Source organism: Bacillus sp. MYb78, assembly GCF_002975115.1.
Classification (GTDB): domain Bacteria; phylum Bacillota; class Bacilli; order Bacillales; family Bacillaceae_G; genus Bacillus_A; species Bacillus_A cereus.
In genome coordinates, this window is record NZ_PCOB01000013.1 from 13,961 (window position 1) to 26,423 (window position 12,463).

Consider the following 12,463-nt stretch of genomic DNA (forward strand, 5'->3'; position numbering starts at 1 on the left):
CAAGTTTTTAGTTAGATTCCGCTAATAGAAGAAAATATATACAAAAAAGAGCTATCTCTTTGCAAAGATAGCTCCAATAAACGAATTACTTTTCTACTATTGTAGTGTTTTTCTTTATAAATACACCTTTTGTAAATCCACTAACTACAAACATCACAATCATATTAATTAACAATGCGACTATGCCCACATTCAAATCTTTTATATACTGCGGAAAACTCGGAAACATCGTAGCTATAGTTGAGCCAGATAAGGTAATATATGCGACCACTAACAGCCCAACTCCCACTCCTGCAATCGCTCCTTGCTTCGTAACAATTTGGCGTGGAAACAAGCTACATACAAGTGCAGGGAAAAGTTGCGTAACGATACTGTACCCCATTAAGAGAAGCGCTCCTATTGTTTCCCCTCCTTTAAATGTAAATAAAACTGCCACGAGCGTTACTACAGGCACAAATAATTTTGCCATCTTAGCAACTTGTCTATCTGAAGCAGATGGAACAATCGTTCGATAAATATTTTTTGCTAACAGTGTAGAAGCCGCCATAACAAGCATAGAGCCTGGAACCAATGCCGTTAATACTCCCGCACTACCAATAATCCCAATAAACCAAGGATCAAAAGTTTGTAAAGCAAGACGGACTAACGAAAGATCTACATCCGCTCCCTTTAACCCAGGAACTTGCAATATAGCAGCAAACCCTGCGAAAAATACGAAGAGTAACACTAAAGAATACAATGGCATAATTGCTGCATTTTTACAAAATACTTTTTCATTTTTTGCAGAAAAAGCAGAAGCAAATGTATGAGGCCACATATAGAAACCGAGGGCCGTTAATATAATAGTAGAAACAAACCAAGAAATACTCATTCCTTCTTCAGGTAAAGATAAAAATCCTGGTTTCGCTGCTTCTACAGCTTCAAACATCGGCTGAAATCCTCCATAATAATGATACGGTAAATATATACCTAAAAACATAACGATAAACAGTATCATAATATCCTTCAAAGCAGCCGTCCAAGCTGAACCGTGTATACCTGAAACCATTACATATATAGTTATAACAATGGCACCAATCCAAACCGCAACAACAGGTGATACCCTTCCGTAAGACGCTTCTGAAACGATAATTCCCAGTCCCTTTAACTGTAAAACAAGATATGGGATGATGGAAACAACACCAACAATTGAAACAATAAGTCCAAGCGCCTTACTTCTGTATTTCTTCGCAAAAAAATCCGACTGCGAAACAAGGTTATGCTCTTTTGCATACTTCCAAATCGGTGGTAATAAAAAATACGATAAAAGATAAGCTAAAGCGCCATAGCCTAAAATATAAAAGGTAGGTGCGCCTTTACTATATGCCCAGCCGCTTCCTCCTAAAAATGTAAACGTCGTATAAATTTCACCTGCCATAAGGAGAAAAACAAAAATAGTGCCAAACCCTCTTCCTCCAACTGACCATTGCTCTAAATTCATATCTTTTCCATGTTGTGCCCGAATCCCTAAAAATAGTGCGAGAAACAAAAATAAAATAATAATAAGTAATGCAGTCATTTTACATCCTCCTTATTAGCAGGATCAAACACGTACACAAGCCCCATACAAAGAGATGTAATAAACACTGATAATAATACCCAAAATAATAAAAAGGGCATCCCTAATACGTAAGGAGTAACCGAATTCGCAAATATTGGCCCAACTACTAAACAAAGAACTGGAATAAGCGCTAGGATGTGTATTTTCTTCATCTCATTCTCCTTTACTTATAAAATTCATAATGGCTGATACAAAGACTTCCACTCCAATCGGTAATGCATCTTCGTCAATCGTAAAACGAGGGTGATGGTGAGGATATATAATACCTTTCTCTTTATTTCCCGCTCCGATAAAAAAGAATGTCCCCGGTGCCTTTTGTAAAAACGCTGAAAAATCTTCTCCAGCCATCGTCGGCTGTAAACGAACAACTCTATCCCTTCCATAAAGTTGTAATGCCGTTTGTTCAATAAGATCTGTAGCTTCGTAGTCATTTACAACTGGTCGATATCCATATTCATATGAAAATGTATATTTCGCTCCGTAAGATTCCGTAATATACTTCACAATCCGCTCAATCTTCTTCTCTGTTTCACCTCGTAATTCATGTCTTAAACTTCTCACTGTCCCTTCAATCTCCGCTTGCTCTGGTATTACATTATGAGTTGTCCCCGCATGAAATTGTGTAACAGATATTACGAGAGAATCTAATGGATTCGTGAGGCGAGATACAATTTGCTGAAGTTGCGAAACGACTTGTGTTCCGATCGCAATACTATCCACCGTTTCATGAGGGATTCCAGCATGTCCACCTTTTCCCTCTATCTTAATTTTAAAAACATCTGGTGCAGCCATTGCAGGACCATAAATAACGCCTATTTTCCCAACCTCTAACGACGCCCAAAGGTGAGCACCAATAATATAATCCACACCTTCCATTACACCTGCAGCAACCATCTCCTCTGCACCACCAGGGAAATTTTCTTCAGCATGTTGGAATAGAAAACGAATCTCCCCTTTAATCTTCTCTCTTTCTTCTACTAACTTATGTACAACCCCAAGTAATATCGCTATATGTCCATCATGACCACATGCATGCATTACACCTTTATATGTAGAAATAAAATTAAACTCATTTTCTTCATGAATAGGAAGAGCATCCATATCGGCTCGAACCGCAACTGTTTTGCCCGGATGTTTACCTACTAACTTTGCCATCACACTATATTTAGTCGGCCGTGACACTTCTAAATATGGGAATTTCCGAAGTATATCGAACACAAACTGCGATGTTTTTTCTTCTTGAAAAGATAACTCTGGATACTTATGAAAATGCCTTCTCCACTCAACTAACTGATTTTTTGACAAAACAAATTCCTTTGCAACATCCATACCCCTTCACTCCTTCTTCACCAAGTTAAATGTTATTATAACGTGAATTGTTAACTTTTAAAAGAATCTTCTGAATTTTCCGCAATAATAATCCAAAAAGAAAAAGCCACCCAAAAGATGACTTTTTCATTATTATAAAATAGTAATTGCTTGTTTTCCCATTTGCTCCCAAGCTTTCTCAAATTCTGCTCGCGGAACAGCCAAACGCGGATTATTTTTAAGAGGATCATTTACATATACAAAGTTTTGATCATATCCAATTACTACTGCACTATGCTCATAATATGTAATTTTCACTTCACCTGAACTCGTATTCCATGTTTCAAAACTACTTTCAGCTAGCGGCTTAAACGTCGTATTAATAATGACCCATACCGGAGAACCAGAACTAATTACTTTATATATATCTTGCATGTCTCTACCTGTTAAATTAATTACTTTTTCAGGAACATATTTTTCTGCCAAATTAAAAATCGGTTGATTATATACACCATATCCAGGCTCTGCCTTTGTATAAATATTTCCAACAAACCCTTCGTAAGGATTTCCCCGTACGCCATTTTGTTCAAATGGAACGCGATGAATTTCGCTAGCAAGTTGCATCTTATCTACTTGTACACCTTTATATTGCAACAACATAGCTAAACTTGTCACTTCACATCCTCGAGGTAATTCTGGTAATTGTTTAATAAACGGAACATCCTCAATCATAGCTGCTTCTTTCATTTCAGATAGAAACTCTAAGCGTAGAACTTGCGCCTTTTGCATAATTTTATCTTTTCCTATAAAAAATGCAGCAGCAAGTATAATCCCAAAAACAAAAAGATATTTTAACTTTTTCATTATAAACAAAACTCCATTAATTATTATTTTACAGACACAACTCTTATCATTGTACCCTTCTTCTTACTAGTTTGCTAGAAAGATCATGTGAATTATCGTTCATAGAATTAATTGTAAAAATTCTAATTATTTTTAATAAAAAGAAAAATAAATATACATTTCCAGAATATTTTGCTAAAATCAAAATTGTTAACATGGTGAAGATATCACCATGTTAACAAACATTCTTAGAGTATTTAGTCATAGTTCGTTTTTTTACATACTCCATTCATTTCATAGTAAATAAACCGAGTGTGTGTTGCATCCCCCACTAATGATTAAAAACTCAGAATAAAACGAAGTTCACACATTCAAGAAAATACGGGGTGAGGGGCATATGAATCAACAAATTGAACAAACAGATTTAAAACGAACAATGAAAAGTAGACACCTATTTATGATTGCACTCGGTGGTGTTATCGGAACCGGGCTATTTATGGGATCTGGTCAAATTGTCCATAATGCCGGACCTGGTGGTGCTATTCTTGCATTTTTAGTCGGTGGATTTGTTATGTATTTAACGATGTTATGTCTTGGTGAATTATCCGTTGCTATGCCAGAAGCAGGTTCATTCCAAAGCTATGCAAGCAAATTCATTTCACCTGGTTTTGGATTTGTTGTCGGTTGGATGTATTGGCTAAATTGGGCTGTTACAGTTGGCGTAGAGTTAACAACTGTAAGTATTTTAATGAAACGCTGGTTTCCAGACGTTTCTTCATGGATTTGGTGCGTTACATTTGCAGCAGCGCTCTTCCTCGTAAACGCTTTATCAGCAAAAGCATATGCAGAAGCAGAGTTTTGGTTCGCAAGTGTAAAAGTCGCAACAATTGTTATTTTCATCGTACTTGGTGGCGCTGTTATGTTCGGTCTACTAGACTTTAATGGAAAGCCAGCTCCAATGCTTCATAATTTCACTGAAAATGGCGGGCTATTTCCAAACGGTGCATTAGCTGTTCTTCTTACGATGATTACAGTAAATTACTCCTTCCAAGGAACAGAATTAATCGGAATCGCTTCAGGAGAAAGTGAAAATCCTGAAAAAACAATTCCAAAAGCAATCAAAAATACAATTTGGCGAACTCTCTTCTTCTTCGTCTTAGCGATATCAGTTGTTGTAGGTTTACTCCCGTGGCAAGAGGCTAATCTAGTCGAAAGTCCCTTTGTACTTGTATTTGATGTAGCCGGTGTCCCATATGCAGCAGACATTATGAACTTCGTTATTATTACAGCTGTATTATCCGTTGCTAACTCTGGTCTATACGCAAATTCTCGTATGCTGTGGGCGATGGCAAAACAAGGAATGGCAAGTCCAGCATTTACGAAATTAACTAAAAAAGGTGTACCGCTAAATGCATTAATTTTCAGCCTAATTTTCGCTAGCCTTTCCTTATTAACAAGTGTATTTGCGGCAGATACTGTCTTTCTAGTTTTAACATCTATTGCAGCGATGGCTGCTGTTGTCGTGTGGATGTCAATCGCCGCTTCACAGTTTTTCTTCCGTAGAAATTTCGTGAAAAATGGTGGCGACATAAATGATTTAAAATATCGTACACCGCTCTATCCGCTAGTTCCAATCGTAGCGTTCTCACTTAATTTCATTACATTTGTTAGTTTGGCTTTCATTCCAGATCAAAGAATTGCTCTTTATTGTGGCATTCCATTTATGATTATTTGTTACATTTTATACCAAGTTAAATATAAAAAAGTTGTCACAATTGAACAGCCACGAACTGTCACACAAGAAATAAACTAAATATACGAAATATTCAGCTATCTTTCTTATGATAAGATAGCTTTTTTCTATTTCTTGGATATCCTGGTATAACTTTATTTATCTTAAAATTTTCACAATCACGTTTTTCTCTGGAAAATAGTTTACAATGTAATCAAGTTACAAATGATATTCACCTTAAAAAGTGTGCATTTGTGTCTATTTTTTAACAATATATCAAAAACTATTGCCTTCTATAAATTAATAGGTTTATATTGTTTTATTGGCATAGTTTCAATCCAAGGAGAAAGGAGATTTTCAATCGTGCAACTAAAGAAAGCGTTTTGGAAGTTGGCTTCGCTTCTTCCGTTATCATTACTTCTGTTCCTCGGTGGCTGTGATAAAAAACTCGCAGTATTAAATCCGCAAGGACCTGTTGCAAAAGCACAGTATGATTTAATTGTTTGGTCATTCTTGCTTATGTCATTAATTATCGCAATTGTATTCATTCTGTTTACAGTCATCTTGATTCGTTATCGTGAAAAACCAGAGAATATGGACTATGAGCCACCTGAACAACACGGTAACACATTACTAGAAATTATTTGGACGCTTGTTCCTGTTATTATCGTTATCGCATTATCGATTCCAACAGTAAAAGCAACTTATGCTTCGGAAGAGGTTCCGAAAGAGTCCAAACATATTAAACCAGTTGAAATTTATGTTACATCTGCAAACTGGAAATGGTTATTCAGTTACCCAGAGGAAAAAATTGAAACCGTTAACTATTTAAACATCCCAGCTGGTGTACCAATTCAATTCAAACTGACTTCTGTCGGCCCAATGAATGCTTTCTGGGTACCAGAACTTGGTGGTATGAAGTACACAATGGATGGCATGATTATGGATCTTTATTTACAAGCTGACAAGCCAGGTTCTTACCTAGGCCGTAGTGCGAACTTCTCTGGTGAAGGATTCACACACATGGAGTTCGAAGTTGAAGCGAAAACTAAAGAGAAATATGACAAGTGGGTTAAAGAAGTACAAGAAACTGCTCCTAAACTAACAGAAGCTAAGTACAACGAAATTGTTAAACCTGGTGTAGTTGGTCGTATGACATTCTCTAGTCACCACTTAAGTTATGTAGATCCAAAATCACTTGAATATTGTGATTACAACTACTACAAAAACAAAAAATAATAGCTATTATTCCAACAGATTGGAGTGAACACAGTGAAGCTTGATGAATTCTTTGTCACAGGTGACCCGATTATTTACGGTGCAGACGCTTCTATCGTTCTTGTGACATTAGCAATCATTTTCGTACTAACAAAGTATAAAAAATGGAAATGGCTTTGGGACGAATGGTTGACAACTGTTGACCATAAAAAAATCGGAGCCATGTATATTATTTCTGCGGTTATCATGTTATTCCGTGGTGGTATGGATGGTTTAATGATCCGTGCACAGTTAACATTCCCAGAAACAACTTATTTAAACGCTGAACACTATAACGGAATCTTTACAACGCATGGTACAGTAATGATTCTTTTCATGGCAATGCCATTCGTTATGGGATTAATGAACCTTGTAGTACCATTACAAATTGGTGCTCGTGACGTTGCATATCCGTTCTTAAATGCTTTAAGTTTCTGGTTATTCTTTGTCGGAGCAATGTTATTCAACATCGCTTTCGTAATCGGTGGTTCTCCAGACGCTGGGTGGACTTCTTACTTCCCAATGGCAGGTACAGAGTTTACTTCAGGCGTAGGAAATAACTACTACGCAATTGCATTACAGATTTCAGGTCTCGGTACGCTAATGACCGGTATTAACTTCCTTGTTACTATCTTAAAAATGCGTACACCTGGTATGACTTTAATGAGAATGCCAATGTTTACTTGGTCAATCTTAATTACAACAATTATCATTATTTTCGCTTTCCCAGTATTAACAGTTGCTCTTGCATTAATGACATTTGACCGTCTATTCGATGCTCACTTCTTTACGATGGCGAGCGGCGGTATGCCGATGTTATGGGCCAACCTGTTCTGGGTATGGGGTCACCCTGAAGTATATATCGTTATTTTACCGGCATTCGGTATTTTCTCTGAAATCATTAGTACATTCTCACGTAAGCGTCTATTCGGTTACAGTGCGATGGTATACTCAATGGTTGCAATTTCTTTACTAAGTTTCGTCGTATGGCTTCACCACTTCTTCACGATGGGTGCAGGTCCAGCGGTTAACTCATTCTTCTCGATTTCGACAATGGCGATTTCGATTCCAACCGGTGTTAAGATCTTTAACTGGTTGTTTACACTGTATAAAGGACGTATCCGTTTTACAGTTCCAATGCTTTGGTCATTGGCATTTATTCCAAACTTCGTAGTCGGTGGGGTTACAGGAGTTATGCTTGGAATGGCAGCAGCTGATTATCAATACCATAACAGCTACTTCCTAATCGCTCACTTCCACTACGTATTAATCGCAGGTACAGTATTCGCTATGCTTGCTGGATTCACATTCTGGTATCCAAAAATGACTGGTCATATGTTAAATGAACGCCTAGGTAAATGGACATTCTGGATCTTTATGAGCGGATTCAACATCTGTTTCTTCCCAATGTACTTCTTAGGTTTAGACGGTATGACTCGTCGTATGTACACTTACTCTGAAAGTCTTGGATGGGGATGGCTAAACCAAATCGCATCTGTTGGTGCGGTAATGATGGGTATTGGCTTCCTACTTCTTTGCTACAACGTAATTTGGAGTGCACGTCACGGTGAACGTGACACAACTGGAGATCCATGGGATGGCCGTACACTTGAATGGGCAACTCAATCTCCTGTACAACATTACAACTTCGCGAAACTACCAGAAATCAAAGAAGCTGATGCTTTCTGGTACATGAAAAAACGCGGAGAAACAGTTACACCAGCAGCAGAAGATATCAAACCAATTCACATGCCAAGTAACTCTGGTGTGCCTATTATTGCGTCTTTATTCTTCGGTCTTGCAGGTTTCGCATTAGTATTTAGCTGGTTCTGGCTTGCAGCAATCGGCGGCGTTGGTATTTTAGCATGCTTAATCTATCGTTCATTCGATTATGATGATGGCTACTACGTAAGTGTTGATGAAATTAAAGAAACAGAACATATAGCATGAGAGGTGAAATGACATGGCGGCTTTAGATAAAAGCTTACCTTTGGAATATCAATCCGAACAAAGCAGATTGAATATCCTAGGATTCTGGATTTTTCTTGGGGCTGAAATTATGCTGTTCGCAACACTTTTCGCCTCTTATCTAGTCCTTGCTGGTCGTACGGCAGATGGCCCAACTCCAGCGCAACTGTTTGAACTTAAAACGCTTTTAATTCAAACATTACTACTTTTAACAAGTAGTTTCACATGTGGTATCGTAATTCACGAAATGCGTAAGCACAACCAAAAAGCAATGCTTGGATGGTTCATCCTTACATTACTTTTAGGTGCAGGTTTCCTATTCTTTGAAATCGAAGAGTTCATTATGTACATCGGTGAAGGCGCAACAATTCAAACAAGTGCTTTCCTATCTGCATTCTTCGTTCTTCTTGGAACGCACGGAGCCCACGTAACAGGCGGTATCATTTGGGCAACTTGTGTTATTATCCAAATTTTAAAACGAGGTTTAACACCAGTTACAGCTCGTAAAGTATTCATTATCAGCTTATACTGGCATTTCCTTGATCTAGTTTGGGTCTTTATTTACACACTAGTTTACTTGAACGGGATGGTGGCGTAAATGGCTCAAAACAACAATCAAGCAAACGGGCATGCGCATAGCGGATTCCCTTGGTCACACGTTTTCGGATTTATTTTATCGCTTGCATTAACGTTTCTAGCGTTATACGTGGCACTTTACACAACATTGCCACTTTCAACAGTCTTAACAACTATTATCATAATGGCTGTTGCGCAAGCATTGTTACAATTAATTATGTTCATGCATTTAAAAGAAGGAGAAGGAAGAGTTCAAATTCTTACAATGATATACAGTTTCTTCGTTGCAACTGCAACAGTTGGTTTAACTGTATGGATCTTCTTCTCAATGTAATGTACATGAAAAAGACTGCTGAGATTCCTCAGCAGTCTTTTTTTATCCCCTCCCCTATTACATCCACATTACGGAATTAACAACAGAATCATGAAAAATATACTTATTATGACAAATGTTAAGAAAAATCTTTCTTTATGAAATCGAATCCATATGCGTTGCTTTTCTACCTATTATATGGCTAAATAGGTACTATATTTATTTGAAGGGAGAGAACGCAATGGAACATCATACTTCTGTTCTATCACTTATGGTTGTCGTTGCAATCGCGTTTTTCGTTCCCCTTTTGTTACAACGCTTTAAATTAAAAGCACTTCCTGTTGTCGTTGCAGAAATTATTGCAGGAATCTTTGTAGGTAAAAGTGGGTTTAATATTATTGAGCCAGATATATGGCTTCAAGTTTTATCAACATTAGGATTTATCTTCCTCATGTTCTTAAGCGGTTTAGAAATTGATTTTTCTATCTTTAAACAAAAAGGGAAAAAAAATACGACAAACGAGCCAAATACATTTCAAGTAGCAAGCATTATCTTCTTATTTATTTTCATCTTATCTTATGCCCTATCATTACTATTCGTATGGCTAGGATTTGTAGATAATGCAATGTTCATGACTTTAATTATTTCAACTATTTCTTTAGGTGTTGTTGTACCAACATTAAAAGAAAACAACCTAGGAAAAACTGCAATCGGACAAATCATTTTATTAGTTGCTGTTATTGCAGACTTAGTTACAATGATTTTACTCGCTGTTTTCGTCGGATTAAATTCCGAAAGCGGCCAAAGTATGTGGCTCCTACTTCTTCTATTCGGTGCTGGTATTGTCATTTACTTTATTGCAAAACGCTTTAAAAACATTCCATACTTAGATAGTTTAAAAGCTGGTAGTGTACAAATTGATACACGAGCTGTTTTTGCACTCATTTTAATATTAGTAGGGTTATCGGAATCTGTTGGAGCAGAAAATATTTTAGGTGCCTTCTTAGCAGGTGTACTTGTATCGTTATTATCACCAAATGAAGATATGGTTGAAAAACTTGATTCCATCGGCTATGGTTTCTTCATCCCTATTTTCTTCGTAATGGTTGGTGTAAATCTAGAGGTATGGTCTATTTTCAAAGAACCTTCTAGCATGCTAATGATCCCAATCTTAATTGTAGGACTATTTATTTCAAAACTCTTACCATCACTCGTCTTACGAAAATGGTATCCACGTAATATAGTACTTGGAAGTGCAATTTTATTAACATCGACACTTTCTTTAGTTATTGCGGCTGCACAAATTGGTGAAAAACTGGGGATTATCAGTCCAAGTTTATCTGCCTCTCTTATTTTAAGCGCAGTTATTACTTGTATTTTTGCACCTATATTGTTTAAAAAAATGTTCCCAAAAGTAGAAACACCAAAACCAAAAGTAGCTATTATTGGCGCGAGCAGAATTACCCTTCCGTTATCACTAGATTTAAAACGAGAAGATTATGACGTAACGCTATATATGATGCGTCAAAACAAAATAAATGATGAGGAAGCGAAATCGCATGACTTCCCTATCGTGAAATTAGATGACATCACAATCGCATCATTAACTGAACAAACAGCATTTGATGCAGATCGCGTCGTTGTTGCAACAAGCGATGATGAACAAAACTTATTATTAGCAGAACATGCAAAAGAGCTAGGTGTTGAACATGTTATTGCAAGTGTAGAAGATCCACTTCTACAAGAAAAAGCAACGCAAGAACATATCGCTGTATTCTCAACAATTAACTCTACACGTATTTTATTACGTGCACTTATTGATAAACCTAGTCTCGTTCGCTTAATTACAACAGCAAACGAAACAGTACGCGAAGTTGAACTACGCAGCAATAAATATAACGGCATTGCGCTTCGCCGCCTTCCGTTTTTAGGTGATGTACTTGTCATTCAAATCTACCGCGGTAATAAAGCATTAATACCACATGGTGATACAAGACTACAACACGGCGATACATTACTTGTAACAGGTTCAAAAGAGCATATCGATACACTAAAAAACATATTAGAGTAAAAAATGCCCCTCACATAATTGAGGGGCATTTTTTTAATTTCATATGGTAAAATGTTACTATCACATATTATGAGGATGGATTACATTATGTCTATTGTAACTTTAGCTCTCTTATTATTAGCGGAAGTACTCGTCGCCATTATTCTCATCGGTGTTAGCATTGAAATTTGCAGCTATGGTTGGAAAAAATCAAATGGAGTTAAATACTCATTCCTTTTTCTTTCACTCCTTCTCGGAACCGCTAGTATACTCGGCCTTCTCGCTGCACCTGCATACTTCTTTATACAACTTATAGAAAAAGGTTTATAAGAAAGGATGATAACATGATTACTGTGCAGTATATTGATGCATCCGAGACACACTTATTACGCCAAGCGGTGTTGCGTCCCAATCAGTCCCTAGCAGACTGTAAATACTCTTCTGATTACGAAAAAGACACATTCCACTTAGGTGCCTTTATAAACGATGAGTTGATTAGCATCGCTTCCTTCTCAAAAGAAATATATCCTGATTTGCAAAAAGGTATCCATTATAGACTACGAGGAATGGCAACATTACCTAACTTTCGGAACAAAAGAGCTGGAAGCTCCTTAATTCAGAAGGCAGAACAAATTTTAAAAGAACGGAAAGCAAACATCCTATGGTGTAATGGCCGTATTACTGTAACTGACTATTACAAGCGATTAGACTTTCAGGAGCATGGTGAAATCTTTGAAATTGAACCGATTGGCCTTCATAAAGTACTGTATAAAAAGATATAAGAAAGGCTTTCCTCAATACGGGAAAGCCTTTCTT

At 37.1% G+C, this 12,463-nt stretch carries 12 protein-coding genes; 8 read left to right on the top strand and 4 right to left on the bottom strand.

Annotated features, from left to right (window positions below; genetic code table 11):
* Positions 1 to 85 precede the first annotated feature (85 nt).
* From CQ064_RS21570 to CQ064_RS21585, 4 genes are all read right to left on the bottom strand, one after another.
* A complete protein-coding gene (locus CQ064_RS21570; RefSeq protein WP_000125936.1) occupies positions 86 to 1,558 on the bottom strand; it encodes a sodium:solute symporter family protein in 1,473 nt (490 codons plus the stop codon).
* Positions 1,555 to 1,752, bottom strand: a complete 198-nt coding sequence (locus CQ064_RS21575) for a DUF3311 domain-containing protein (RefSeq protein ID WP_000719836.1) — start codon at positions 1,750 to 1,752, stop codon at positions 1,555 to 1,557. Before CQ064_RS21575 ends, CQ064_RS21570 begins: the two co-directional genes overlap by 4 nt.
* Position 1,753: 1 nt before the next feature.
* Complete coding sequence (locus tag CQ064_RS21580; RefSeq protein ID WP_000382087.1) at positions 1,754 to 2,929, bottom strand: amidohydrolase; 1,176 nt, start codon at positions 2,927 to 2,929, stop codon at positions 1,754 to 1,756.
* 132 nt (positions 2,930 to 3,061) lie between these two features.
* Positions 3,062 to 3,772, bottom strand: a complete 711-nt coding sequence (locus CQ064_RS21585; RefSeq protein ID WP_000734491.1) for a C39 family peptidase — start codon at positions 3,770 to 3,772, stop codon at positions 3,062 to 3,064.
* A gap of 376 nt (positions 3,773 to 4,148) precedes the next feature.
* On the opposite strand from CQ064_RS21585, the gene CQ064_RS21590 reads away from it, so the two are divergent.
* The 8 genes from CQ064_RS21590 to CQ064_RS21625 all read left to right on the top strand — a co-directional run bounded on the left by CQ064_RS21590 (position 4,149) and on the right by CQ064_RS21625 (position 12,429).
* On the top strand, positions 4,149 to 5,564 hold the full coding sequence (locus CQ064_RS21590; protein ID WP_001075751.1) for an amino acid permease: 1,416 nt from the start codon (positions 4,149 to 4,151) through the stop codon (positions 5,562 to 5,564).
* A 282-nt stretch (positions 5,565 to 5,846) separates the two neighbouring features.
* The gene (locus tag CQ064_RS21595; RefSeq protein WP_001176165.1) at positions 5,847 to 6,722 is read left to right on the top strand and encodes a cytochrome aa3 quinol oxidase subunit II; all 876 of its coding nucleotides are present in this window, start codon (positions 5,847 to 5,849) and stop codon (positions 6,720 to 6,722) included.
* 33 nt (positions 6,723 to 6,755) lie between these two features.
* Positions 6,756 to 8,690, top strand: a complete 1,935-nt coding sequence (qoxB, locus tag CQ064_RS21600) for a cytochrome aa3 quinol oxidase subunit I (RefSeq protein ID WP_000762374.1) — start codon at positions 6,756 to 6,758, stop codon at positions 8,688 to 8,690.
* 13 nt (positions 8,691 to 8,703) lie between these two features.
* Positions 8,704 to 9,306, top strand: coding sequence for a cytochrome aa3 quinol oxidase subunit III (gene qoxC, locus CQ064_RS21605; RefSeq protein WP_000729314.1), 603 nt, complete (start codon positions 8,704 to 8,706; stop codon positions 9,304 to 9,306).
* A complete protein-coding gene (gene qoxD, locus CQ064_RS21610; protein WP_000068425.1) occupies positions 9,307 to 9,618 on the top strand; it encodes a cytochrome aa3 quinol oxidase subunit IV in 312 nt (103 codons plus the stop codon).
* A 220-nt stretch (positions 9,619 to 9,838) separates the two neighbouring features.
* Positions 9,839 to 11,668 (top strand): monovalent cation:proton antiporter family protein, encoded by a 1,830-nt coding sequence (locus CQ064_RS21615; protein WP_000399974.1) that lies wholly within the window; start codon positions 9,839 to 9,841, stop codon positions 11,666 to 11,668.
* A gap of 51 nt (positions 11,669 to 11,719) precedes the next feature.
* Positions 11,720 to 11,977, top strand: a complete 258-nt coding sequence (locus CQ064_RS21620; protein ID WP_071714271.1) for a DUF4022 family protein — start codon at positions 11,720 to 11,722, stop codon at positions 11,975 to 11,977.
* Positions 11,978 to 11,991: 14 nt separating this feature from the next.
* Positions 11,992 to 12,429: a GNAT family N-acetyltransferase gene (locus CQ064_RS21625; protein ID WP_000633846.1), complete on the top strand. Its 438-nt coding sequence runs from the start codon at positions 11,992 to 11,994 to the stop codon at positions 12,427 to 12,429.
* Positions 12,430 to 12,463: the final 34 nt, after the last annotated feature.

Bases quoted from the DNA above. Each gene is read 5' to 3' on its own strand.
- CQ064_RS21570 (WP_000125936.1), bottom strand. From the start codon at position 1,558: ATGACTGCATTACTTATTATTATTTTATTTTTGTTTCTCGCACTATTT.
- CQ064_RS21575 (WP_000719836.1), bottom strand. From the start codon at position 1,752: ATGAAGAAAATACACATCCTAGCGCTTATTCCAGTTCTTTGTTTAGTA.
- CQ064_RS21580 (WP_000382087.1), bottom strand. From the start codon at position 2,929: ATGGATGTTGCAAAGGAATTTGTTTTGTCAAAAAATCAGTTAGTTGAG.
- CQ064_RS21585 (WP_000734491.1), bottom strand. From the start codon at position 3,772: ATGAAAAAGTTAAAATATCTTTTTGTTTTTGGGATTATACTTGCTGCT.
- CQ064_RS21590 (WP_001075751.1), top strand. From the start codon at position 4,149: ATGAATCAACAAATTGAACAAACAGATTTAAAACGAACAATGAAAAGT.
- qoxC (WP_000729314.1), top strand. From the start codon at position 8,704: ATGGCGGCTTTAGATAAAAGCTTACCTTTGGAATATCAATCCGAACAA.
- qoxD (WP_000068425.1), top strand. From the start codon at position 9,307: ATGGCTCAAAACAACAATCAAGCAAACGGGCATGCGCATAGCGGATTC.
- CQ064_RS21615 (WP_000399974.1), top strand. From the start codon at position 9,839: ATGGAACATCATACTTCTGTTCTATCACTTATGGTTGTCGTTGCAATC.
- CQ064_RS21620 (WP_071714271.1), top strand. From the start codon at position 11,720: ATGTTACTATCACATATTATGAGGATGGATTACATTATGTCTATTGTA.
- CQ064_RS21625 (WP_000633846.1), top strand. From the start codon at position 11,992: ATGATTACTGTGCAGTATATTGATGCATCCGAGACACACTTATTACGC.